Genomic DNA, 23,501 nt, shown 5'->3' with positions numbered 1-23,501 from the left:
AGGCCGTTGCGCCTGATCCCGAGGTGGAACGCCGTACCGGGCGTTCCGTCCCGGCTGCTTTGAAAGATCTTGTCGGTTGATCATGTGTTGACCGCTACCGCAGCCGTAGGTGTGGCAGAACAGCCGGTCCGCGCTGCACTCCGCGTCCGGCCGCAGCCAGTTGCTCACGTCCACCGCCAGGACGAGGCGGTCGTCGGCGGCCTTCGGCTGGGGTAGCGCGGCCGGCGTCCGCCGCGGCCGTCCAGTGTCGAGGCGGCCGCGGTTGAGAGCGTCGTACAGCGCGCCGTGCCCATCTCGGTGCTCGGCCACCAGCGTCAGCTCCACCGGCGACGTCACCGGGCCGTCCGCGCACGGCAACGCGTCCGCGAGCTCGAACAGTTCGTCACGCCGCGCGGTCAGGCACCCGCAGAAGTCCTCCCGGAAGTGTGACGCTTCAGCGAACGGCTCTCGCCGGACATTGCGGTACAGCAGACTCATCCCCCACGGCCTTCGTCGAGTTCGGGTGCGTCCTTGGTCGGAGCACATGGTCAGACGAAGGCCGTGTCCACGTCCGGCGAACTCCCGGATGAGTGAACTCGTTCGAGAAGCGCGCGTGATCGTGACACCATGGACCGCGTGACGACGAACCGAAAGGTCCATGCCGCGTAGACGGCCGACGGACGTCCGGACCAGCTTCCCTCTGCACCGGACACAGGCTTCGAGACCCGCGATCGACGGTGTCTCCTCGCGGGCGCTCTCCGAGGCAGCCCGCCTCGAACGCACTCGGAACTACCTGCAACCAGGGGATGTCACCGTCGCTGTGCGCCTGTGGCGAGACCACGTTCGCCGCTCCGAGCGGCAGCAGTGGCACGACTACGAGTGGGGCAACGTGCACTGGTACTGCTGTGGCAACCCCTTGGAGGCGCGCGCCCTCCTGGACACGGTGATGAACGCGATGTCACCCCGGGGCGCCCGCGAACTCCGGAAGATCATCAACAGGCTTGACGCCGCCTACAGCATCCCCCAGCCGCCGCATGACGGCGAAGGAGGATAAAGCACAAGCTCAGTGATCGTTCTGGATCCGGATCCCCGCGCAACCGCTGGGCGACCCCTCGTTGGCGCCGGGTGAGTCCCCGATATCCGGACCGCGAACGCTCCTGCCGGTGCGCCTCACCCGACCGGAAGCCGCAGTGATCAAAGTACGGAGCACCGGCGAGGAACGTGGCGGACGTCGGCCTCGGTATCGGCTCGTGGTTGCAAGCTCTCGCCGTCGCCCGTGCAACCCCCGGGGTGTGGCTTCGGGATCGGCCTGCTGGCCGTGGCGTCCGTTTCGCCTCGCCTCCGGTGATGTCAGTCCGGGCCCGGCGATCACATACGCCGGTCCGCGGCGCGAGTGTCGAGTCCGCCTTCGGCGGCGGACCCGACGGGCCCGGGGATCGAGCCGGGCCCCTGGAACGGGCACGATCGTCCGTATGCCGCAAACTCCCGAATCCGGCCCGGACACGGCCGTGATCGTTCTCGTGCTGACGTTGGCCCTGCCGGACGCCCGGGTGGAGGTGAGGGTGCTGGGGCATCACGCGACCGGGGAGCGCCTGCGGCCCGAGGAAGCGCGATCCCCCATCGACGTCGGCGAACTCGTTCGGGACGGCATGGTGGATTCCTCGGTGATCACCCGGGCATTCCCCGGCGCGCACGTGCGCCACGGACGCTGCCTGTCCGCCCCACCGCGTCCCCTGCCGGAAGGGGACCTCGCCCACGGAGTGGTCGACGTCCCAGCGGACAGCCCCCTGCTTCCACAGCCCCCGAAGCCCGCGCCGAACACCTTCGACCGGCCGGACATGACGTCCCCGACCAAGCGCCTGATGGAGGCCCTGGGCCGGATCGGCTGTGCCCTGGGACTGGTCGACCCCGACGCGCACGCCTCGCCGGGAGACGATCTCCATCGACTCCTGCGGGTTCTGCGCGACGTACACACCACTACGGGAGAGGAAGCCCGCGGCGAGGGGCTGGAACTCGGGCTGGTGATGCCGCTCGAGTACGCCCACATCGAGGACCGGCCCGCGACGATGGCCCGGGTGAACGAGGAGGGATGGCCCGTCGATTGGAGACTCGAGGTGGCGTCCGGCGAATTCGACCGGATCACCAACATCACCGTCCTGTGTACGAACTGCCACACCCTGTTCGACCAACGACGGACCCTTCCGCGGTCCGTGGTCGAGGCCGCCGCCCGCGCCGTCTGGGCCACCGCCGCCGCTGGCGACGCCCTGGACGAGTTCATCCGCGCATCGTTGGCCATGCGCTCCAAGCACAAGCCCGACCTCGTCAACGTCGCGCTCGCCGCCGCGCTCCTGCGTGAACATCATCCCGGCCGACCCCCGTACGTGATCTCTCCTCAAGCACGACCCGACGAACGATTCACCGTGAACCCCGACGCCCGGCGGCACGTCGTGGTCCCCGGCTGGCACTTCCACGGCGAGGGAGGCCGACGAGCATGCAGACCCCGGGCAGAGCCCCACGCGCTGACCTTCAATCGGTACGGCGCAGGAACGCGTACCACCCCTCGCCCGAGGCGGCGGTTCACCGTCATCGCCGACCTGCAGGCCCGACCGGCACCGTGGGGCCCGAACGCGGCCGCGGTGCACCGCGAGTCGATCGCCGAGGCCCATGCGCGGCCACCACACACCGCGCGACGGGAACAGGGGACACGCCGACCCCACCCCCACCGCCGGCCGTGCCGTCGTCCGCCACACCGCGGCGCGCGGTACGCCGAGGTGTCGCGCGCCGCGTTCAAGGGCGGTGAACGCGCCCGCCGCCTGCACGCCGTCCCTCCTGCCGGGACCCGTCTTCGGGCCGTGGTCCCGGGCTGTACCACCCCGGTGGGTTCCGACCCGCCCGACTGTGCCCGGCCCTCCGGCCCGAACATCGTCGACGCCACCGAGAACTCGTGAATGCGGGCATGGGAGGGCGGCGTCGACGCATTCGAGGCCATCCTGTACCGAACGGCACGTCAGCCGGCTCCTGTTCCTCGCGCGGCCGTACGCCGATCACGGAAGAAGCGGCGGCCCGGGGCCGCGTGTGGTGTGTCGGTCTGCGTGTCGGGCGGGTTTCCTGCCCGGTGTGCGGTGGGGTGTTCTTCGACACCGGCCCGTTTGTGACCCGACGCGCGATGTCGGCTCGACCCGGCAGGCTCGGCCCACTCGCCGCCCGGCTCACCCGTGCCCGGGCCGAGGAGCCGCCGGGAGGATGACGCATGAGTGTCGGTCACCAGTCGTACGCGTGGATCAACGAACCCGGATTACCCGTCTATTACCGCATCACCTTGGTTCGGAGTCTGGAGCCGGACGAGGTCCTGCGTCGCTTCGGCGCCGATCCGAGCACCGTGAGGTCGATGACGCTCGAGGAGCGTTCGTTGCACCCGCAATCGTGGCTGTTGGTCTGCGTGCACGACCTCGGCGGCTGGACCCTGGCGCTCGAGGACGACTGTCACGACGGCCCGGGGGAGAACGCGGTGACCGCGCTGTCGGCCGGGACCGAACTGGTCACCGTGTACACCGATGTTCTCGCACACCACCGCTTCACCCACATCGTCGACGGGGACGTTCGCACCGACTTCGACGCGCTGGACGCCGGCACGCGCTTCGGGAGCCGACCCGACGGCCTGGCGGCCGCAATGCGCCGGATCGGCCTCGACTCCCGCCCCGAGTTCGAGGACCCGGACGACGAGCCCGAGTACGTCGCGCACGCGGGCGCGATGCTTCTCGCCCTCGCCGAGGAGGTGACCGGCGTTTCCGTCACCGCCGAGATGTTGAGCGGCCCGGCACCCACCGCCAAGGTCCCCGACCCGGCGACGAACGGATGATGCAACCCGGACGGCGGAAGGAACGGAGCACACGCCGGCGTGGCTCCGCTTCGCGTCGGCGCCGATCCGCCGACCCCCACCGGGAGCCGACGGTGGGGCACCGCGGATGTCCCGCCTCCCCCGGCCGACTCCCCTGCGGGCAGCCGTGTGCGATGATCCGACGCCGGCGCGCTACACGACCACGCCCGCAGCGAGGCAACACCATTACGACCACGCCCGGTGAACCCAGGACCGGCCGTTCCTGCGGTGGCTGATCGACGGACTTGCCACGGCCGGTTCCACTCTCCGCCGAGACCGCCTCCTCCTTCGCCCCCCGCGAACCGCTATCGCAAGCCTCAGGTGACACGTGCGTAGAGCTATTGCGACCCTCACCGACCGACATCAGCGTCGAGCAGGTGCACACCGCGCATGGGGCCGGCCTCGTGGACCGGGCGCGGGAGCAGAAGTTGCGGGCCGCCCGGATCTCGCCCGCTTGGACGCGGACCTGCATCGCACCCGGGCCACGCCTGAACCGGAGGCTCGCCCGGCCGCGTTGGCCCTTCGACTCGATCTGCCGTGCGGGCACCCGACCACGGTCGATGCTGCGGCGGCGACGTCGGGTGTTTCTGGGTTCGGTTCCCCTCGGGGTGTGTTCCGCGTCATCATGGGACTTCGGACCGTGACGATCCCGGGGTGTGTGTGGTGGGTGATCACAGTATGCCGGAGCAGCCGTTGGGTCGACCGCGCCGAGGATCCGCAAGGTTGGGCCCGGCTCGTCCACGCCGGCCCGGACGACGCGACGATCACCGAGATCACCGACGGCGTCCCGTCCTCGTCCTTGTCGTGTACGTCGATCGTCGTCGACATGCTCGACTCCCTCGACCTCGAACCCGGCCACCGTGTCTTGGAGTTGGGCACGGGCACCGGTTGGAACGCCGCCCTGATCGCCCACCGGGTCGGTCCCACCGGCCACGTCACCAGCGTCGAGGCCGACCGCGCCCTCGCGACCACTGCGGCCGCGACCTTGACCGGCGCCGGAGCGCGCGTGGACGTCCGGGTCGGCGACGGTGCCCTCGGCTGGGCCCCGAACGCCCCCTACGACCGGCTGATCGCCACCTACGCGGTCGAACGCGTCCCCCGCGCCTGGATCGAACAGACCACCCCCGGCGGTGACATCGTCTTCCCCTGGACCCGCTTGGGCTACTTCGCCCTCACCATCGGCAAGGACGGACGGTCGGCGAGTGGATGGCTCCACGGCCTCGCCCAATTCATGAACGCCCGCGGAACCCCCACCACCCCCACGCACCGCCAGGTCCGCGCAGACCGCGACCCCGATCACGAACGCGCCTTCACCCGCGACCCGCGCCCCCTGCACGACGACGCCCATCTGATGTGGGCGCTGCGCCTGCGCCTGCCCGACGTCCTGTTCGACACCACCGCCGACACGCACGGCGTCCACGCTCGCCTCCACGACAGCGCCGAGTCCTGGGCGACGATCACCACACCGCCGAACGGCCCCGCGATCGCCTCCCAGGGCGGTCCGCGTCGCCTCGTCGACGAAATCGAGGCCGCGTGGGACGCGTGGACTGCGGCGGGCGCGATCGGCCTGTACGAGCACGGCATGACCGTCACGGCCGACGACGAGCAGTTCGTCTGGGCGGGTGACCCCGACACCGGCCCCCGTTGGCCTCTTCCCGTGCCCGCGTCGATCACGATTGGGTGAGGCTGGCATCCCCGCGGCGCGGCCCGGCGACGGCGTGATCAGGGCCGCCCCGGGCGTGACGTGGCAGCCGATCCACGCACGCTCACCCGCCGGGGTTTGCGGCGCTCGTCAATGACGAGCCCGCGTGCGCGGGATCACCGTGCACCAGCTGCTGGGGTCAGGAGTTTCCTGCTCGGTTTTCCTGTCTGGTTTCTCACGACTGCGTCTTCTCAACGGCGGGTTCGGGGCGCGGTGCTCTGACCTGGGGTGCGGCACCGATTGGGAAGGTCGGCCTGTGCTTGGTGACATGGGACTTCGGTCTGTGGTGGTGGGTGTGCTTTCGGCGATGGGTCGGTTGACCTGCGGTGCAGCAAGGTTTGAGAAGGCCGCGCAATGTGATTGAGAATTCCGTGTGGCGGGCGATGTGTTCGTGCGTCGAAACCGTGCTCGCTGCGCCGGGTGTACCGAGTCGGAGAGGTCCGGACTCCCCTGACCGGTGACCGGTGTGAGTGGGGCTGGCCGACGCCGCGACTCTCGCGCCCACCCGGGGCCGCCCGCGCCGGCCTCTCTGCGTTCCCGGCTGCGGGGGCGGGCTCGCGGAATGTGGTGGATGTCAACGGCCTTTGAGTCCTCCCTGCTGGCGGCCAGATAATCAACGCGCTGGTGGCCGATATGCCCTCCCCAACGGCGGCCGGATAATTCCCCGCTGTTGGTGGGTGGGTCAGCGCAAGGGGATCACCCCCTGGCCGGAGGTCGCCTGGTTGAGCCGGAAGGAATCACCCTGGGTGACCACGACGTGGGCGTGATGCAGGAGCCGGTCGACGGTCGCGGTGGCGAGGGTCTTGGTCATGATCTCGTCGAAGCCGGACGGGTGGAGGTTGCTGCTGACCGCGAGCGCGCGTCGTTCGTAGGCGGCGTCGACCAGGCGGTAGAAGCCCTCGGCGGCGTCCGGACTGACGGGCAACAGGCCGATGTCGTCGACGATGATCAGGTCCGTGGGATCAGACGGGCCATCGCGCGGGCGAGGGAATCGTTTGCGCGGTGTCGTCGAACCAGGGCGCCCAGGTCCTCGATGGTGAACCACGCGACCGTCATGCCCGCCTCGATCGCGGCTTGCCCGAGGGCCTCGGTGAAGTGCGACTTCCCGGTTCCCGAGGGCCCGCAGATGCAGAGGTTCTCCTTGCGGGTGACCCATTCGAGCATCTTCAGCGAGTCCTGGGTCGGCCGCGGGATCGAGGACGGGGTCTCGTCCCAGTCCCCGAAGGTCATCCCGGCCGGGAACCCGGCCCGCTTTCGCCGGGTCCGCAGGTTGGCCGCGTCGCGGCCGGCATGCCGTAATGCCGTCCGATTTCGACGATCTCGGGGTTGCGGATCGCGATGTTCGCGACGTGGGTGGTGGTGACGGTCTTCTCGTTGTCGGTCAGACCGTAGGTGGGAACCCCGCCTATCCGCCGCAACGTCGCGTCCAGGCAGGCCACGATCGTGGGCAGCGTCTTGTCGAACACCGGGATCACGACCCGGAACCGCGACCAGGACAACCACACACACCACAGGGAAGTACGACGTCCGCCGATCCTCGGACCCTCCCCCCAGTCCCATTGCATCCACAGTCCCGGCTCGACGATCCACGGCCGATAGACCCTGCGCTGTCCGGCTCGCAGAGCCGCCTTGGCCTCCGCGACCGCGCGGCGGGTGGTGCGTTCCCCGCCGGTGAAGCCCATCGCGGTGATCCGGCGGTGCACGACGTCGGCACGTATCCTGCCGCGCGAGTTGACCACCAATTCCTCGATCTTGCCGAGGTATTCGTCGATCGGCTGGGCCCGGTGGGCGCGGGCCACCGGGCGCTCTCCGGTCTCACGCATCCGGACATACCTGGCCACGGTGTGGTGGTCGCACCCGGCCAGCTCGGCCGCCGCGCGGTAACTCCCCGTGAGGTCGTATGCCTCGAGGATTTCCATGATCTCCCTGCTGTTCTTCACACCGGTCAGCCTCACCGACCGGCATATCCGTCCAGGTCCGGGGAGGTATCTGGCCATACGTGGGGAAGATCGTGGCCATCAGTGGGCCGATAAATGGCCGCCTGCGGGGAGTATCCACTGACCGCTGTCAGCGGTGTCACCGCCACGGCCAAGCGCCCACGTTTGCGCCAAACCTGCACGCGGCGAACATTCGACACCGGGGTCGAGATCGTCCGGGGCCCGCATCTCGCGCGGGTGGGCGTACGCCGCGAAAAGCACCGAGAACCGTCCAGGCCGACGGTGAGATCACGTGTGGTTTCGACCAAGGCGCTCCCGAGGGCCGCTTCGGCGCGGACCCCGACCGGCTCGTGCACATGATCACCGCCGAGCTCCTCACCTCGGACAGCACACCCTCTCCCGGCACGGTCGCCAAGCTCGGTCGAAGCAACCCCGGCCCCGTCCGAACGAATGCCCCAGCCCGCCCCAGGAATCCCGACGCCGAGATGCCGCCCCCTGGAACCACCGGCCGGCGCACCACCACGTCCACGGCCTCACCACAGCGGGCCGTCTTCGACAAACTCCGGACGACGTTCGGCACCGTCCTGGTGATCGTCGACCAACCCGCCTCCATCGGCGCCCTGCCGCCGACGGTGGCCCGGGACGCCCGCTGCGAGGTCGCCTACCCGCCGGGCCTGGCCATGCGCCGCATCGCGGACCTCTACCCGGGCGAGGCCAAGTCCGACGCCCGCGACGCCCACGTCATCGCCGACGCCGCCCGCACCATGCCCCAGGCCCCACGCATGGCCGAACGCCTGGTGAACGACATCTTCGACGCCCTCGACGAAAAAACAGACCGTCGTCGGCCCCGGCACCACCACCCTCGACACCGTCGTGCCCTCCCTCGCACGCTCGCTCGCCGCCGTCCACGACCAACGACGCGCCGTCGAGGCGCAGATCGCCGAGCTCCCGGAGGCCCACCCTGTTTCCGAGGTCCTGACCTAATGGTGGTGCACGACGGTGACGGAGGGCCGGTGGACGTCTGGTCCCGACCCGGAGCTCGACTCCTACTTCACTGAGGCTGCGCGCAACCGGTCCTCCGTTTCCGGCACATCGTGATCATCCGCTGGATAGTGCGTCTTTCGAGCCGCCGGCAAGGAGACCTCTCATCGAGACCAGAGCCACCTGCTCCGCATACAGAGCGCGGCCCTTGCCGACCGCTGGGGATGCGAACTGCCAATCGGATGCCGGACCTACGAGTCCTCCCATTAGGGCGCGGCGTTTCCCTGCACAGGCTCCTGTCTCATCTGTGTTCAAGGAGGGCCCACTTGAAGATCTTCTGCGGAATCGACTGGGCGGAGGACCACCACGACGTCGCCCTGGTCAACGAGCCGGGCGACCTGGTCGCCAAGCAACGGATCACCGATGACCTCGCCGGGCTGGAGACCCTGCAGCAACTTCTTGCCGCGGCCGAGGAGAATCCCGCGGACCCGATCCCCGTTGCGATCGAGACTTCCCGGGGCCTCCTGGTGGCCTGCCTGCGAGCCGCAGGCCGTCCCGTCTACGCCATCAATCCCATGGCGCTCGCTCGCTATCGTGAGCGACGGTCGGTGACACGGGCCAAGTCGGACCACGCAGACGCCCTCGCCTTGGCGAACATCCTGCGCACGGACGCGGACCATCACCGTCCGCTGCCCGCCGACTCCGAACTCATCCAGGCGATCGCCGTCCCGGCCCGGGCTCAACAGGACGCCGTCTGGAACCGCCGGCAACTGGCCAACCAACTCCGTTCCCTGTTGCGAGAGTTCTTCCCGGCCGCCCTGTCCGCCTTCCAGGTCGAGAACGTGGGCCTGGCCCACCCGGAGGCCCGCGCCGTCCTGGCCGCAGCCCCCACCCCTGCCGCGGTTGCCGCCCTGAGCAAAGCGCGGCTTCGGTCCCTTCTGCGCAGGGCGGGCCGCCGGCCCCGCATCGACACTCGGGCCGAGCATCTCGCCGATGTTCTGCGCGAACCGCACATGCGTCAGCTCCCGTGGGTCGAGGAAGCCCTCGGTCACCAGGTCCGGGCACTCGTCTTGCAACTCGATGCGGCTGCCCAGGCAGCCGACAACCTCGCCGCCGCATGCGCCGAGAGGTTCACCGAACACGAGGACGCGGAGATCGTCACCAGCCTCCCCGGCCTGGGTGACCTCACCGGAGCCCGCATCCTCGCCGAGATCGGCGACGACCGGTCCCGGTTCGCCGACGGCCGGGCGCTCAAGGCATACGCAGGCTCTGCACCCATCACCAGAGCCTCCGGCAAGAGCTTGATCGTCCACCACCGCAAGGTGAAGAACCAGCGATTGGCCGCAGTCGGCTATGTCTGGTCCTTCGCCGCGCTGACCGGCTCCCGCGGAGCTCGCGGCCACTACGACCGCCGCCGAAGTATCGGGAACCGGCACACGGCCGCCTTGCGCAACCTCTTCAACCGGCTCCTCGGCCAACTCCACCACTGCCTCGTGACACGCCGGCACTACAACGAGAACACCGCCTTTCCCACCCCACTGCCGGTCTCGGCTTGACGCCATGGACCGATCGGATGTCTCGATGCCCGGAATCGGCGTCAGGACCGCAGCCACCCTCCTCGTGACCATCGGCGACGGATCGTCGTTCCCGACCGCCGCCCACCTTGCCTCCTACGCGGGTCTCGCCCCGGCCACGAAGTCCTCCGGAACCTCCATCCACGGCGAACACGCCCCCAGGACGGGCAACCGGCTCCTGAAACGGGCGATGTTCCTCTCCGCGTTCGCGGCCCTGCACGACCCCGCCTCCCGCACCCACCACGACCGATGCAGAACTCGCCGCAAAACCCGCACCCAGGCCCTCCTTCGCCTCGCCCGCCAACGCATCGGCGACCTGTTCGCCATGCTCGGAGACGGCACCTTCTACGAATCCCGACCGGCCGAACCGGTCGCAGCATGGCCCGCCCACGCTTGACGAAAGACATAGAGGCACGTTACGGAAGTCCCACTCGCCCGCACGCGTGCTTCCCGGCCGGCCACCCTCGGCCTCGCAACGTGAACTCGATTGGGCAACAGGGTCATCGAAGCCTGGTAGAACATCCGCAGGCTCCACAGCAGCCTCGGCTACCGCACACCCGTCGAATACGAAACCACACTCGCGGCCCGACCACCACAACGGCGGTGTCCGTCAAAACGGAGCAAGCTCACATACCACCACCCGGACACCAACCAACCACCCCCGGGCTATTCGGCGAGGAAGAACGCCGTGACTGCTGCGGCGATAACGGCGGGGGAGTTCTCCGGGCCGAAGTGGTCGAGTTTGGGGAAGAGTGCCAGTTCGGCGTTCGGCAGAACGTCCTTGAGGCGGACGGCCGTGCGTCCCGCGCCGGTGTTCTTGACGCCCTTGCCCGCCATCAGCAGCACGGGGGTGGTGAGCGCCCTGTACTTCGGATAGTCGCCGTCCCGGCGCGCCGCCTCGCCGTGCTCCGCGATGGTGCCGGGGAGCAGCGCGTACTTCCTCAGGCGCTCCGGCTTTTTGATGGCGATCGGGATGATCCGGCGCAGCAGCCAGCGCGGCGCTTTGCCGCTGGTCTCCGGGTTGATGCCCTGGATGAACGCGAGGAAGGCCTCGGCCGGCCTGCCGGCGTCCAAGTGGCACCGGCACTCGTCGGCCCAGCCGAACGGGACCGAGCCGTCGATGGAGACACCCGGCTCGTAGAGGGCCATGCGTTCGAACGCGGAACCGGCCAGGGCCGCTTCGAGGGTGAGGAACGCCCCGAGGCTCTGCGCGACGACGAAGCGGGAGCCGGTCGCGGCACGCACCGCCTCGATGTCGGCGGCCTCGGCGTCGGAGCTGTACGCGTCGCCTTGCTGCCCGCTCGCGCCGCGGCCGCGCCGTTCGATCGTGTGCACGGTGAAGCGGTCGGCGAGCGCGGCGGCAAGGGTGTCGTAGTCGGCGGCGACGACGAGGGCGCCGGGCACGATCAACAAGTCGGGCCCCGACCCGACGGTCCGATAGCTGATGACCGTTTCATCCGCAGATCTCACGAATTTCACTGATATATCCAGTATTGACGGTACTTCCGTCATCAGGCCTCCTCGTCTGCGTGATGGTTAAAGTCGTGTATCGCACGCAGTGGCGTCCGGGCCGACGACGGAGCGCGCACTGCGCAACTCAGTGCCGGAACCAGGCGATGTCGCCGACCGACGAGAGGAAGTCCTCGGCGTCGAACACCTCGCCCGCCGCGCGCATCCCGGTGGCCGCCCCGCCCGGCGCGGTGTCGCCCGCCAGGATCCGGACGGCCGCCTCCGCGACCAGGGGGGCGGTCACGGCATAGATGTCCTGACCGGTCGCGGAGGCGGCGCGGCGTTCGTCCCCGCGCCGCACCACGACGTCGACCAGCCACGTCTGCGCCGAGCGGCCGTCCTCGGACACTGCGGTGGGCGGCGGCGTGCCGGGGTCGCGCAGGTCGGTCAGCGGCGCCTCGTTCATGAACGCCCGCACCTCGGGCGCCTTCAGATCTGGTCGGCCGTGCCTAGCGCCCGCACCGGCTGCGTGCCTGCGGGTGCGGGGAACACCCAGTCCACCGCGACGTCCTGGTCGTCGTCGAACGGCACCAGCCGCCCGCCGCTGACCGTGATCCGGTGCCCGGCGCTGCGCGCCCCCGCCTTACGGGTGCCCGCCGTCGGCTGCCAGCTGTCCAGCGCGAACGCCAGGGTGATCTCGTCGGCGCCGCCGCCCAGTCGCCCATCGCGGCGGTGGCCAGCAGGTCCGGCAGCCCACCGAAGAAGCCGAACGCCGGCAGGAACAGCAGCCCGCTGTCCGCCAGCCGCTCCCGGTATGTCTCGAAGCTGCGCCGGGTGACCGGCTGCTCGCCGGTGATGTCGATGTAGTGGACGCCCACGCGCAGCGCCGCCTCGATCAGCGGCGGCGTGGTGTCGCCGAACGGCCCCGCCGCGTTGACCACCAGCGACGCGCCAGCCAGCAGCGCGTCCAGCGACGCCGGGTCCTCCACGGTCGCGACGTGCGTGCGGGCGTACGGATGAGCCTCCGCGACCTCGGCCATCCGCTCCGGGTTCCGGCCGCCGAGCGAGAGGGCGAAGCCGCGCGTGTGCAGGCTGCCGATGAGGAAGCGGGCCGTGTGGCCGTAGGCGCCGAACAGCGCAATGCGGTGCTGCTGTGGGGTCTGCGAGGCGTCGGTTTCCATGACCAAGATCATCGTTCGAATGTCCAGGCCTTGCGAGTGCCGCAACGGACGGGCTGCGCACGTTTTCGGACAGGACTCTGGCGGCCACGCCACTCTGCAGTGGCATGACGATCACGCGGCGCACGCCGTGCGTCAGCCGGGCAGGGGTGCAGGCAGCGCGTCGACGAGGCTGTCGTGCCCGTCGACGGTGAACGTGACGATCGCGCACTGTTCGGAGCCGAGGTCTCGCGGAGGGTGACGCCGGGGCATTCGGCGAGGGCGTCGTTGCGGGCCTTGACGGCGCCCATGCCGATGTCGAGCATGTAGTCGACGGCGACGCCGAGTCCGATTTTGCCCGCATAGTTGGTCTCCCACGTCTCGAAGCGCCGCGCATCGTCGCGGATCTCATAACCGTCGGCGGACGTCCACGTAGCGGCTTGCAGGTCGAGGAACGGCGGCTCGAGGTCCGCGAGGAGGCGGCGCAAGCAGTACAGGAATCCAGTGCCGCGCGGGCCGCGCAGGAACTTGCGGCCGGTGGCGCTCAGCAGGTCGCAGCCGATCTCGGCGACGTCGACGGGCAGTTGCCCGACCGACTGGCAGGCGTCGAGCAGGTACGTGATGCCGGCCGCGTTGGCGACGCGGCCGGCCTCGGCGGGGTTGACCAGGCCGCCTTGAGTCGGCACGTGGGTGATGGCGATGAGCTTCAGGCGCTCGTCGAGCATGCCGCGCAGGGCGTCGACGGGCAGCCGTCCTGTCTCGTGGTCCGGGACGACGTCGATCTGGACGCCGGGGCGGCGCGCGGTCTGGAGGAACACGATCGCATTGCCGGCGTACTCGGCGCGCGGTGAGGATGTGGTCGCCAGGCTGCTGGCGCCGGCCATAGAAGGCCATGTCCCAGGCCCGGGTGGCGTTCTCGACGACCGCGATCTCATCGGACCCGGCGCCGATCAGGCGGGCGATCGCGTCGTATGTGTGCTCGATGTCGGCGGCGCGCGCGGCGGCTCCTCGTAGCCGCCGGTCTCGGCCTCGAAGCGCACCGCGTCGGTCACCGGGCGCGGCGGCAGCGCGGCGCCGGCGTTGTTCAGGCGGGCGACGTTGGCACAGCCGGGAGTGTCGGCCCGGAATCGCGCGATCTCGGAATTCGCGAGTACAGGGATCTCTTGAGTAGCGAATAGGGACCGGTGGCACCATGAAACCTTCCGTCGAGCAATGTGCCGGGAAGATCACGCACACGCTCGGCGCCCGACGACGGATCGATGCCCCAGGGATGACGCACTGCGAGCAGGACCCCGGATGCCGGCCCCAGCACACCCGCCGCGCCGCGTCGGGCCGTCGGACGGATGTCGATCTTGACGCAGCGTTGGATCCACCTCGACTGCGTAAGGCTATGCAGTCGATGCGCCGGTCAAGACGCGTCCGCTGCCATCGCCGCGAATTCGCGTTCCAGCGCCTTCGCCGGGCTCACGTCCCAGTTGCCTGCGGCCATGTTGGAGACCGGGTCGGGGAAGATGTCCTCCTCGCCCTTCTCCACGGCGTCGAACACCGCGCGTGCCACAGACTCGACGGTCGCCTTGGGGATGTCGAAGTCGCGGTTCATTTCCGTGTCGGTCGGCCCGGTCAGCACCGCGTGCACGCTCACGCCCTGCCTGGCCAGCAGCATGCGCAGTGCCTGCGTCAACGAGAACGCCGCCGCTTTCGACGCCGAGTACGCCGGGACCATCGGCAGCGGCGCAACGGCCGCGAGTGAGATGTTGTTCACCAGCGCTCCGCCCGACCGGATCAGGTGCGGGAGGAACGCCTGCGTCACGCGGTTCGTGCCGAACAGGTTGACGGCCAGGTGCCGTTCCAGGACGGCCGGGTCGGTCAGGTCGTCGAACTCGGATATGCCGGCGTTGTTGACCAGCACGTCCAGAAGCTCGACTGCGGCGGCCGCGGCGGCGATCTGCCGCGGGTCGGTCACGTCGAGCGCGAGCGGAACGACCCTCGCATCATGATGGGTGAACGACTCGATACGCGTGCCGGCGTAGAGGAGGCGGGCACCGCGGCGCAGCGCCTCGTCGACCAATCCGGCGCCGATGCCACGGTTGGCGCCGGTCACCAGGAGGGTCTTGTCGGTGATACTCGGCATGCTGTTCTCCTTGGCGAAGTGATGATGCGTCGTTGGGAGGGTCGGAGGGCGATGTCGGTTGGCGAGCAGCACAAGGCTCAGTCGACGAGTGCGCCGGCGGAGAGGTTGACGACCGTGCCGGTCATGGCCCCCGCACGGTCTGATGCCAGGAACGCGGCGGTCTCCGCGATCTGGGAGAGCGTCGGAAGCCGCTTGAGGAGCGTGCCCTGCGCGAGGCCGCCGTCCAGGAATTCCTGGACGGTCAGCCCGGCGGCTTCCGCGGACGGCTGGAACAGGTCCTCGGTGTAGGACCCCGCTGCCGGTGCGTCCGCGACGGCATGCGGCCGGATGGCGATCACCCGGACGTTGTCCGGTGCCAGCTCCGCGGCCAGGACCCGCGAGAACGCCTCCTTGCCGGCCGCGGTCACGCTGTGCCCCAGGATCCCACCGAGTGCCAGCTTGGAGCCCGGCTCCGACAGCGTCAGGATGACGCCGGGGCGCTCGCCGCCCATGTGCCGTGCCACGGCTTTGCTGGTGATGAACAGGGCCCGCAGGAAGCCGTCGATCGGCCGCATGAACTCCTCGATCGACAGGTCGGCCAGCAGCGTCCCCTGGTCGTGCATGACACTCACGGCGTTGACGGCAATGTCGATGCCGCCAGCCGCCGCGGCGACCGCGTCGGCGTGCTTCTCGACCGCCTCCTGGTCAAGGACGTCGACGAGCGCGGTCTCGACCGTGCCGCCCGCGGCGGCGATGTGGCCCGCCACGGCGTCGAGCTTCGCCTGCGTCCGCCCTGCGATGAAGACGCGCGCCCCTTCCCGCGCGAAGACCCGGGCAATGGCGCCTCCGATGGCGCCCCCTCCGCCGTAGACCACGGCGTTCTTGTTCTCAAGCAGCAAGCGGTTCATCTGTGTTCTCCGGTTGATCGATGTGTGCGGGTGGTTGTGCGGGCAGGTGGTCACGCCGTCGCCGCTGCGGGGTCTGTCGTTTCCGCGTCGGCCGGGGGCTTGAGGAAGCCGGTAGCCCAGGCGATCGGGTTTGCGATCAGCGCGACGACGAGTCCGGTGATGACCGCGGACGAGGCGGTGGAGGTGCCGATCGCCAGGCCGCCCGCGTACGAGCCCAGCGCGATGCCGAGATTGGCGGCGGAGGCGCGATCACCGTGAACGCACCGCGCAGGCCCAGCGCCTGGCCGACCAGTGTGCCCGGCGGCACCCCCGAAGCGGTCGACACGAACGCCCCGGAGACAACCACCGAGATCGCCCGCCCCCTGCGCTCCGGGGGCACGATCGCATCGCCGGCACGAACCCGACGGCGACGAACAGGCTGTGAAGCGCGCCGACGACGACGCGCACCACGACGAACACGGCGAAGCCGTGATCAGCAGCGGGATGACAGTGAGCAGGACGACGCACGCGAGCGTGCCGGTCGGGATCGCCTGCTTGTTCGGCTTGATGGCCAATGCGGTCGAACAGCGGCCCGCCGATGGCCGGGCCCAACGCATAGGCGGTCACCAGTACGCCGCGGGAACGGTGACCCGAAAGTCGGTGGAGATCCGGTTCAGCAGACCGACCACGAGCAGTTCCCCGCTGCCCATCACGGACATCCCCAGGAACAGCGCGGCCAACGCGAGATTGGTCTTGCCCCGGTCCGGCGCCTCGGGCGGCGTGCTTGTGTGTATCGTCTTGCTCCAAAGGTCGCGGCCAAGTGTCCACCCGGCATGGGGGCGAGTGGCCGACGGCGCCGTGGCCGCCGGGGTCGTTCAGAGCGCTGTCGACACGACCGTGCCGGTTTCCAGCAGCGACTTGAGGTTGGCGATCACCGCCGGCCAGCCGTTCGACATACGGGTGTGCAGTTCCGCGTCGGGCAGGTTCTCGTGGGTCACGGTCAGCCGGACGATGTCGGCGTGCGGCTCGATCAGGAATGTGACCACCGACGGCCCGTTGGCCCGCTGCTCGTCCGGGGAGACCTCGAAGGTGACCGTCAGACGGGTCGGCGCGTCCACCTCGAGAACGGTGCCGACGACGTCGACGAAACCGGAGCCGTCGACCCGACGGTGCTCCCACGGCGAACCGACCCGCCAGTCGGACACGTTGGCATGGTGCCAGTACTGCGCGGTCACGTCGGCGTCGGTGAGTGCCTGCCACACCTGCTCGGCGGTCGCCTTGATGTACGTGATGTAGACGTAGGTCGGGACGGTCGTCGCAGCCCCGGTCACGGCGGTGTCGGTCAGGGTGGTCTCGGTCACGGCATGCTCCTCTGCTCGGTCTCGGATGGCGCCCAGGGCGGTCAGCCGGGGCACGTCGTACGCCGCGATCCAGCGCTCGCCGATCTCGTGGATCGGGGCGGGGTTGAGGTAGTGCAGGCGCTCCCGCCCCCGCCGCACGACGACGACCAGGTTCGCCTGCACCAGCAGGTCGAGGTGCTGGGTCGCCGACTGACGCGCCATCCCCAGGGCGCTGCACAGCTCGGAGAGAGGCTGGCCGTTCCGCCGGCGGAGCCGGTCGAGGAACAGCCGCCGGGTCGGGTCGGCCAGTGCCTTGAACACCGGGTCGAAGGCGTCCTGTTGCGCGGTCATGAATCCATCATGCAGGTATTTGCCTGCCTATTCAAGCAGCATCTCGCGCCGCGCGGATGGATTGTGAGATATCGCCGCTTAAGTCACTGCTTGAACAAGCACCTGCACACGGGCGGCGGCGTGCCGGGCCGAGCCGGTTCAGGGCGTGAGCACGACCTTGCCGGTCACCCGGTTCGTCTCGACCAGTCGGTGCGCCGCCGCGGCCTCGGCCAGCGGGAACACCGCGGCCACGTGCACCGCGAGGTGCCCCGCTTCCACCAGCGCGGTGATCTCCTCCAGGTCGGAGCCCGAAGGGGCGACACCGACCGTGTGGAACCGCAGGCCGCGCGCGGCGGCCTCGGCCCCCGAAGTGCCCGGGTCGGCGAGGAAGGCGGACACCAGGAGGCCCCCGGGGCGGAGGGTGGCCAGCGAACGCGCCCCGTACTCGCCGCCGACCAGGTCGAAGGCGATGTCGACGTCCTTGACCGCCTCGGCGAAGTCCACTTCCGTGTAGTCGACCGCTTCGTCCAGGCCTACGCCGCGCAGGAATTCGTGCTTTTCGGCGCGTGCGGTGCCCAGCACGTACGCACCGCGGGCCTTCGCGATCTGCACCGCCAGATGCCCGACCCCACCCGAGGCCGCGTGCACCAGCACCCGCTGCCCCTCGGTCACACCCCCGATGCGGACCAGCGCCTGCCAAGCGGTCAGCGCGGACGACGCCAGCGCCGCCGCCTGGACGTGGTCGAGCGAGGCCGGCTTGCGGGCCAACCCGGCGGCCGGAGCGGCGGTGTACTCGGCGTACGCCTGCCCGGACTCCGGCATGCGCGGCATCCCGAACACCTCGTCGCCGATCGCGAACCGGCCCACGCCGGGCCCGATTTCCGCGACCGTGCCGGACACATCCACGCCGAGCACGAACGGCGGCTCGCCGTACATCGGATGCACGCCTTCCCGGACCTTCCAGTCCAGCGGATTCACCCCCGCTGCGGCGACCTTCACCAGTACTTCGCCGGGGCCCGGCACCGGCCTCTCCCACTCGACGGGTTCGAGCACTTCCGGTCCGCCGAACCGGCTCTGGACAACGGCGCGCATGACGGTGGACACGGTGTCTCCTCGGACGTATGGCTGACTGGGTCGTGTGCGGGGCCGCCGTCGTGCGGACGGCCCTGGTTCTTCCTGGACGCGTTCGCCCGTGTGGCGCCGCCGCCCGGGCGGCCGGCGACCGGTCCGCGAACGGGAATCACGAACGGAAGGGCAGAACCTTGCGGTACTGGACAAGCTCGCCGTGCGGCGCGGTGGTTCCCGCCGACAACGTGGCGAGCCACAGCACGTCCCGTGCGGCGTCGTCGGGGCTCAGTGCGTCGGCCATGCTCGCGGCGTCGAACCACGGCCGCGACGCGTCGGTGTCGACCAGGCCCGGGCACGCCGCGTTCACCAAGATGTCCCGCCGAACCGCGGCCTCGCCGAGGTCGCGGGCCAGGATCCGCACCGCCGCGACCTGACCGACCTTCGAGGGCACGTTGATCCAGTCGGGCCAGCCGCTTTCGGCGGCCCGGTCCTGTTCCACGGCGTCGACATAGCCGTCCATCGCATGCTCGAGATCCACGAGGGACAGGCCCGCGTCGGTGTCGAACAGCGGCCGCAGCGGCTGGGGCAGGTTGCGCAGCCGCCCGAACGAACTCGCGACCACGACGAAGCGCGCACCATCCGCGAGCAGCGGCGTGAACGCCTCGATCAGGCGTACCGTGCCATGGTTGTTGGTGTCGACGAACGCCCGCACCTGCGCCGCGTTCGATGCGTCCGGTGAGATCCTTGCCGCAGCGTTTCCGACGACGACGTCGACCGCCCCGTGCCGACTCCGGACCTGCTCCGCAAGGGCCGCGACCGACCCGTCGTCGCGCACGTCCACCTCGGCGAGTTCGGGTGCCAGCCCCTCGGCGCGCAGCACGGCGACCGCGTCCGCTCCGCGCCGCGCGTCGCGGGCGCACAGGTACACCGTGCTGCCCGGCGGCAACTCCCGGCACAGCCCGCGCACCAGCGCGAACCCGAGGCCCTGGTTCCCGCCGGTGACCACAGCCGTCTTGGCGTTCATGAAGCTCCCTGGGTGGTGCGCCGGTCCAGGTGACACGGCGCTCCGCAATCGTCGGCGGGCTGCCCACGTCCGACAAGATCGGGATCGGCAATAATCGATTCGTCCGACTGATCGATCGCACATCCGGAACTCCGGCGACACCGCCGGGCATTCCGGACGACCGGCACGCGAGGGGGTGGGGCATGGCCTTGGATCGGCACGAGATCGAGTGCTTCCTGACGCTCGCCGAGGAACTGCACTTCGGCCGCACCGCAACCCGCCTGCTGGTCTCGCAGGCGAACGTCAGCCAGACCGTGCGCAAAACCGAACGGCACATCGGCGCACCGCTCTTCGAGCGCACCAGCCGTTCGGTGCGGCTCACCCCGCTCGGGCAGCGCTTCCACGACGAACTCGCGCCCGCGTACCGCGAGATGACCGCCATCGTCGAACGCGCCAGGGAACGCGCCCGCGGCGTCACGGGCGTACTCAACGCCGGGTTCATGGGCGCCGGCCTCGCCGACCGGCTCGCCGCCCGCGCCGCGGCGTACCGCACGGCCAACCCCGGCGCCGACATCCGGCTGCGCGAGGTGCACTTCGCCGCCGGGTTCGCTCCGCTGCGTGCCGGCGAGGTCGACGTCATGACCACCTGTATGCCCGTCACCGAGCCCGATCTCGTGACCGGCCCGACGGTGCTGCGCGAACCGCAGGTCCTCGCCGTCGCCGTCGACCACCCGCTCGCCAGGCGCGGTACCGCCTCCCTCGAGGACCTCGCCGACCAACGCGTCCCCACCATGACGACCAGCTACCCCGACGCCTGGGTGGACGCCCGGCTGCCGCGCAACACGCCGGCCGGCCGGGCGATCGAACGCGGCTCCGGCGCCGCCACACTCCAGGAACTGATCGCACTGGTCACATCCGGTGGCTACGTCATGCCGTTCGGCGCGCACATCCGCCGCTACTACGCCCGGCCCGACATCGCCTACCTGCCGCTCACCGCCGCCCCCGAACTCGACTGGCGGCTGTTCTGGGCACGCAGCCACGAGACGGAGCTGGTCCGTGGGTTCGCCGCCGAGACGACCTGAGGGACGCTGCTCCCGACCCACGTCAGGACCTGGGGCCTCGGCGGGTGTGGCGGATCAGCACAGCCCGTCACGCCCTGTCGGGGGTGACGGGCGAAGCCCAGGATGCGGGCGCCGGTCTCGATGCGGGGCCGGTAGCTGCTGCCGGGACCTCGGCGCCGTCGCGGTCGTCGACGTTCGCCGGGCCGACGCAGACTGCCGGGACCAGGGCGTCCCCGAATCGCTGCCGACCCTCGTCACCGAACTCGCCGAGCAAGCGGCGCACCCGCACCTGGTGCGGCCCCGATGCCACCGCAAGGCGACTTGCCCGGTTCGGACCGGCAGCCGCACCAGCAGTGCCGGACCTGCGCTGGCTGTGGCTACCCGCGGCATTGCCAAGACCCATGTCCAACACGTTCTCGCCGCCGCTGGCACCAACATCGCCCGGCTCAGCGGATGCCTGCCACCAGGCACGATGCCCACCCGAACACCCAGAGCTCCCAGCCGTTTCCAACGACTCTGCGACGAGCTCGCGATCCCCCGGAATCACTGACCCACAGAAGATCGCCAACAGCATCCAAGATCAGCGACAGAGCCGACGAACGTGCTCAGTTGATGATGCGCTGACCACGGGTTCCGTCAGTCCGCAATGGACGGTCGACAGCTTCGGACGGCCGGGCACTTCTCATGCCACCTTGATGACAACCTTGCCCGAGGTGTGACCGTTCTCGACGGTGGCGAGGGCGGCCGGGGCATCGGAGAGCGGATGGACCGCGGTGATTACGGGTGCGAGGAGCCCGTCGAGGGCCAGCCGGGCCGACCGCTCCAGGTTCTCGCGGTCGACGCGACGCTCGACGAAACGCCCACCGAGATCGGGCACAGACATATCACCCACAGCGATGACGTTGCGGGGATCCTGGGCCAGCGGAGCGACCGTCCGCAGCGAGGTGCCTCCGGCCAGGTCGACGATCCCGTCGAAGCCGTCCGGAACCAGCTCGCGTGCCGCGGCGGCGACGTCCTCGGCGGTGTAGTCGATGAACCGCACCCCGATGGCCTCGGCGTGCTCGCGTTTGGCGGTACTCCCGGTGCCGATCACACGCAGCTCGCGCCCGATAGCCAGCCGGGCGACGGCAAGGCCGACCCCGCCCCCGACTCCGTTGACCAGGACCGTGGCACCGGCCGGGAGGCCGAGCTGGTCGAGCACGTCCATCGCGGTCGTCCCGGCTACTGGCAGCGTTGCCGCCACGGTCGTGGACAGACCCTCCGGGATGCGCGCGGTGTTCGGCGCGGACAGCACCGTCGTCTCGGCGTAGGTGCCGCCACCGGTGAGTGCGAAGCCGAAGACCGCGTCACCCACCTCGAGCCCGTCGACGTCCTCGCCCCGGGCGAGAACGATTCCGGCTGCCTCCATGCCCAGCACACGGGGAAACGGACGCCCGCCGTCGAGCCCGTCGACCAGACCCGAGCGCAGAAGGTGGTCGAGGGGATTCACGCCGGCGACATCGACCCGGATCAGCACCTCGCCGCGACCGGGGACGGGATCGGGACGATCGAAGAACTCCTGCACCTCGGGCCCGCCATACCTGCCGAAACCCCACGCCTGGCCCATCTTCCGCCGCCTCTCGTACCACCGACCCGGTGATTCCGGGCGTTGTCACCATCCTCACCTCTGACATTGACGTGAGGGGCAACCGACTGAGATGCAGATCACATCATCAGGCCGACTGCGCCACCGGTTCCGGGCCCGTGGACAGCTCCGCCCGGTGTCGGCTGTTGGCCCTGATCAGCACGTCGAGTGCATCCCGGGTTTCGATCAGGTGCGCGATGTCGGCGTCGATCCGGTCGCGCTCGCGCATCATCGCCGTGAACGTCTCCTCGGCGACGCCCAGGTCACCCGGGACGTCCACACACGGCAGCACAGTCGCGATCACCCTGCTGGACATACCCGCGTCGAACAGCTGTCGGATGAGTGACACGCGCTGGACCGCAGCATCGGAATAGTGACGCTGCCCCGCGTCGGAGCGTGAGCTGGTCAGCAGGCCCTGCTCTTCGTAGTACCGCAGTGAGCGCGGACTCACGCCCGTGCGCTTGGACAACTCGCCTATACGCATCCCTGAGAGCCTACGCCCGCGTGCTCCAGGTTCATACCGCCGTCGAGTCATGGACGCTCGCGGACACCCCCACGGCCGCAGGGTTGTCCTCCCGGTCCCACGACTGAGCACGTTCGTCTGTACACGCCTGAGCACTTTTCTGGCTCTGGCAAGATTTTCGTAGCCGGAGATCAGTCCGAGCTCGTGATCGGCCGATCCTGGTATCGGCGGCGTAAGTGGGCGATGAGAACGACGCGTTGGCGGAGAAGGGGGACGCCGGCGCATCCCGCCATGATGCGTTTCTGGAGTTTCACGTCGGTGATGCGGCCTTCGTCGACGCCGGAGTTGTAGGGGGTGGTGATCCCCTGGATCAGCGCGTCCCGGTCCTCGCGCAGGGCTGTCGCGATCCCGACGAGAGGTGGCAGTCGAGCCAGTCCGGTAGTGGTGTGGCGTCGTGGTTGTCGAGCATGGCCGCGAACCGGCGGATCAGGTCGTGGGTGCGGTGGAGTTCCGGGCAGTGCTCGAGGAGCCGGTGCAGTCGCTCGGCGGTCTGCGGGGTGTGCCGGTGGGGCGCGGTGACGATCCAGCGCGCGACCTCGCGCGGAGACGGCGGTCGTTCGCGCGGCTCGTCCAGGGGCAGGCCGCGCCGCAGCGGCGCGACCGCCATCTTCACGCGCTGGTAGTGGCCCGAGTAGCCCTTGGTCGAGAGCTCCTGGTGAAGGACGGTGGCGCTGTGCTCGCCTTCGTCCCAGCGTTGTTGCAGGTAGTCGAGGTACGGATCCAGTGTGGACGGGCGGCGGGGCGGTCGGCGCACGACCTCCTGCCAGGTGCGGGCGCGAGCGTACTTGCGGACCGTGCGGCGGTCCAGGCCGAGTTCGCGGGCCACGCTGCTGTGGGAGCGACCGGTGTCGATGGCCGCGTGCACGGCTTCGAACAGCCGCCGTGCGTGGCGATCGGCG

At 69.9% G+C, this 23,501-nt stretch carries 19 protein-coding genes and 5 pseudogenes; 8 read left to right on the top strand and 16 right to left on the bottom strand.

What is annotated here, in order from left to right; genetic code table 11:
- Positions 1-81: 81 nt before the first annotated feature.
- Positions 82-477, bottom strand: a pseudogene (locus ACWGR4_RS29345) (transposase); the annotation flags it as partial.
- A gap of 322 nt (positions 478-799) precedes the next feature.
- Between ACWGR4_RS29345 and ACWGR4_RS29340 the strand changes: the two are divergent.
- From ACWGR4_RS29340 to ACWGR4_RS29325, 4 genes are all read left to right on the top strand, one after another.
- The gene (locus tag ACWGR4_RS29340) at positions 800-1,033 is read left to right on the top strand and encodes a hypothetical protein (RefSeq protein ID WP_452130201.1); all 234 of its coding nucleotides are present in this window, start codon (positions 800-802) and stop codon (positions 1,031-1,033) included.
- A 418-nt stretch (positions 1,034-1,451) separates the two neighbouring features.
- On the top strand, positions 1,452-2,927 hold the full coding sequence (locus ACWGR4_RS29335) for a hypothetical protein (protein WP_452130202.1): 1,476 nt from the start codon (positions 1,452-1,454) through the stop codon (positions 2,925-2,927).
- A 302-nt stretch (positions 2,928-3,229) separates the two neighbouring features.
- Positions 3,230-3,838 carry a DUF6461 domain-containing protein gene (locus ACWGR4_RS29330; protein ID WP_452130203.1) on the top strand — a complete coding sequence of 203 codons (609 nt, stop codon included), beginning with the start codon at positions 3,230-3,232 and terminating at the stop codon, positions 3,836-3,838.
- A gap of 685 nt (positions 3,839-4,523) precedes the next feature.
- Complete coding sequence (locus tag ACWGR4_RS29325; RefSeq protein WP_452130204.1) at positions 4,524-5,540, top strand: methyltransferase domain-containing protein; 1,017 nt, start codon at positions 4,524-4,526, stop codon at positions 5,538-5,540.
- Between the two features lie 700 nt (positions 5,541-6,240).
- Here ACWGR4_RS29325 and ACWGR4_RS29320 read toward each other — a convergent pair.
- Positions 6,241-6,848 (bottom strand): annotated as a pseudogene (locus ACWGR4_RS29320) (ATP-binding protein); the annotation flags it as partial.
- Positions 6,788-7,498, bottom strand: a pseudogene (locus tag ACWGR4_RS29315) (IS21 family transposase); the annotation flags it as partial. The pseudogenes ACWGR4_RS29315 and ACWGR4_RS29320, both read right to left, overlap by 61 nt.
- A gap of 539 nt (positions 7,499-8,037) precedes the next feature.
- Between ACWGR4_RS29315 and ACWGR4_RS29310 the strand changes: the two are divergent.
- The 3 genes and pseudogenes from ACWGR4_RS29310 to ACWGR4_RS29300 form a co-directional block, all read left to right on the top strand.
- Positions 8,038-8,476: pseudogene (locus ACWGR4_RS29310) on the top strand (IS110 family transposase); the annotation flags it as partial.
- 326 nt (positions 8,477-8,802) lie between these two features.
- Entirely contained in the window at positions 8,803-10,032 is a 1,230-nt protein-coding gene (locus ACWGR4_RS29305) for an IS110 family transposase (RefSeq protein WP_452130205.1), read from the top strand.
- 22 nt (positions 10,033-10,054) lie between these two features.
- Positions 10,055-10,447: pseudogene (locus ACWGR4_RS29300) on the top strand (transposase); the annotation flags it as partial.
- A gap of 269 nt (positions 10,448-10,716) precedes the next feature.
- Here ACWGR4_RS29300 and ACWGR4_RS29295 read toward each other — a convergent pair.
- From ACWGR4_RS29295 to ACWGR4_RS29250, 10 genes are all read right to left on the bottom strand, one after another.
- Positions 10,717-11,562 carry an alpha/beta fold hydrolase gene (locus ACWGR4_RS29295; protein ID WP_452130206.1) on the bottom strand — a complete coding sequence of 282 codons (846 nt, stop codon included), beginning with the start codon at positions 11,560-11,562 and terminating at the stop codon, positions 10,717-10,719.
- Between the two features lie 85 nt (positions 11,563-11,647).
- The gene (locus ACWGR4_RS29290; protein ID WP_452130207.1) at positions 11,648-11,965 is read right to left on the bottom strand and encodes a hypothetical protein; all 318 of its coding nucleotides are present in this window, start codon (positions 11,963-11,965) and stop codon (positions 11,648-11,650) included.
- Positions 11,966-12,008: 43 nt separating this feature from the next.
- Complete coding sequence (locus tag ACWGR4_RS29285; protein ID WP_452130208.1) at positions 12,009-12,680, bottom strand: saccharopine dehydrogenase NADP-binding domain-containing protein; 672 nt, start codon at positions 12,678-12,680, stop codon at positions 12,009-12,011.
- A gap of 8 nt (positions 12,681-12,688) precedes the next feature.
- Positions 12,689-13,540, bottom strand: a complete 852-nt coding sequence (locus tag ACWGR4_RS29280) for an aminotransferase class V-fold PLP-dependent enzyme (protein WP_452130209.1) — start codon at positions 13,538-13,540, stop codon at positions 12,689-12,691.
- A 524-nt stretch (positions 13,541-14,064) separates the two neighbouring features.
- Positions 14,065-14,859: an SDR family NAD(P)-dependent oxidoreductase gene (locus ACWGR4_RS29275; protein ID WP_452130210.1), complete on the bottom strand. Its 795-nt coding sequence runs from the start codon at positions 14,857-14,859 to the stop codon at positions 14,065-14,067.
- A gap of 5 nt (positions 14,860-14,864) precedes the next feature.
- On the bottom strand, positions 14,865-15,674 hold the full coding sequence (locus tag ACWGR4_RS29270; RefSeq protein WP_452130211.1) for an SDR family NAD(P)-dependent oxidoreductase: 810 nt from the start codon (positions 15,672-15,674) through the stop codon (positions 14,865-14,867).
- 50 nt (positions 15,675-15,724) lie between these two features.
- Positions 15,725-16,228 (bottom strand): hypothetical protein, encoded by a 504-nt coding sequence (locus ACWGR4_RS29265; protein ID WP_452130212.1) that lies wholly within the window; start codon positions 16,226-16,228, stop codon positions 15,725-15,727.
- A 300-nt stretch (positions 16,229-16,528) separates the two neighbouring features.
- A complete protein-coding gene (locus tag ACWGR4_RS29260; protein ID WP_452130213.1) occupies positions 16,529-17,344 on the bottom strand; it encodes an ArsR/SmtB family transcription factor in 816 nt (271 codons plus the stop codon).
- Positions 17,345-17,482: 138 nt separating this feature from the next.
- Positions 17,483-18,427 carry an NADP-dependent oxidoreductase gene (locus tag ACWGR4_RS29255; protein ID WP_452130214.1) on the bottom strand — a complete coding sequence of 315 codons (945 nt, stop codon included), beginning with the start codon at positions 18,425-18,427 and terminating at the stop codon, positions 17,483-17,485.
- A 136-nt stretch (positions 18,428-18,563) separates the two neighbouring features.
- Entirely contained in the window at positions 18,564-19,415 is an 852-nt protein-coding gene (locus ACWGR4_RS29250) for an SDR family NAD(P)-dependent oxidoreductase (protein ID WP_452130215.1), read from the bottom strand.
- Between the two features lie 182 nt (positions 19,416-19,597).
- Here ACWGR4_RS29250 and ACWGR4_RS29245 point away from each other — a divergent pair, with 182 nt between their 5' ends.
- Complete coding sequence (locus ACWGR4_RS29245; protein ID WP_452130216.1) at positions 19,598-20,476, top strand: LysR family transcriptional regulator; 879 nt, start codon at positions 19,598-19,600, stop codon at positions 20,474-20,476.
- Positions 20,477-21,137: 661 nt separating this feature from the next.
- Here ACWGR4_RS29245 and ACWGR4_RS29240 read toward each other — a convergent pair.
- The 3 genes from ACWGR4_RS29240 to ACWGR4_RS29230 form a co-directional block, all read right to left on the bottom strand.
- Complete coding sequence (locus ACWGR4_RS29240) at positions 21,138-22,061, bottom strand: NADP-dependent oxidoreductase (protein WP_452130217.1); 924 nt, start codon at positions 22,059-22,061, stop codon at positions 21,138-21,140.
- Between the two features lie 106 nt (positions 22,062-22,167).
- Positions 22,168-22,563, bottom strand: a complete 396-nt coding sequence (locus ACWGR4_RS29235) for a MerR family transcriptional regulator (protein WP_452130218.1) — start codon at positions 22,561-22,563, stop codon at positions 22,168-22,170.
- Positions 22,564-22,912: 349 nt separating this feature from the next.
- Entirely contained in the window at positions 22,913-23,467 is a 555-nt protein-coding gene (locus ACWGR4_RS29230; protein WP_452130219.1) for a hypothetical protein, read from the bottom strand.
- Positions 23,468-23,501: the final 34 nt, after the last annotated feature.

Source organism: Embleya sp. NPDC055664, from assembly GCF_053618075.1.
The sequence above is the reverse complement of the archived record's forward strand: the minus strand, read 5'-3'. Positions and strand labels throughout refer to the sequence as shown.

What these genes read in the sequence shown, in the direction of transcription:
- ACWGR4_RS29285 (WP_452130208.1), bottom strand. Translation starts at nt 12,680, where the DNA reads ATGGAAACCGACGCCTCGCAGACCCCACAGCAGCACCGCATTGCGCTG.
- ACWGR4_RS29335 (WP_452130202.1), top strand. Translation starts at nt 1,452, where the DNA reads ATGCCGCAAACTCCCGAATCCGGCCCGGACACGGCCGTGATCGTTCTC.
- ACWGR4_RS29235 (WP_452130218.1), bottom strand. Translation starts at nt 22,563, where the DNA reads ATGCGTATAGGCGAGTTGTCCAAGCGCACGGGCGTGAGTCCGCGCTCA.
- ACWGR4_RS29250 (WP_452130215.1), bottom strand. Translation starts at nt 19,415, where the DNA reads ATGAACGCCAAGACGGCTGTGGTCACCGGCGGGAACCAGGGCCTCGGG.
- ACWGR4_RS29260 (WP_452130213.1), bottom strand. Translation starts at nt 17,344, where the DNA reads ATGACCGCGCAACAGGACGCCTTCGACCCGGTGTTCAAGGCACTGGCC.
- ACWGR4_RS29290 (WP_452130207.1), bottom strand. Translation starts at nt 11,965, where the DNA reads ATGAACGAGGCGCCGCTGACCGACCTGCGCGACCCCGGCACGCCGCCG.
- ACWGR4_RS29240 (WP_452130217.1), bottom strand. Translation starts at nt 22,061, where the DNA reads ATGGGCCAGGCGTGGGGTTTCGGCAGGTATGGCGGGCCCGAGGTGCAG.
- ACWGR4_RS29330 (WP_452130203.1), top strand. Translation starts at nt 3,230, where the DNA reads ATGAGTGTCGGTCACCAGTCGTACGCGTGGATCAACGAACCCGGATTA.
- ACWGR4_RS29270 (WP_452130211.1), bottom strand. Translation starts at nt 15,674, where the DNA reads ATGAACCGCTTGCTGCTTGAGAACAAGAACGCCGTGGTCTACGGCGGA.
- ACWGR4_RS29245 (WP_452130216.1), top strand. Translation starts at nt 19,598, where the DNA reads ATGGCCTTGGATCGGCACGAGATCGAGTGCTTCCTGACGCTCGCCGAG.
- ACWGR4_RS29295 (WP_452130206.1), bottom strand. Translation starts at nt 11,562, where the DNA reads ATGACGGAAGTACCGTCAATACTGGATATATCAGTGAAATTCGTGAGA.
- ACWGR4_RS29280 (WP_452130209.1), bottom strand. Translation starts at nt 13,540, where the DNA reads ATGGCCGGCGCCAGCAGCCTGGCGACCACATCCTCACCGCGCGCCGAG.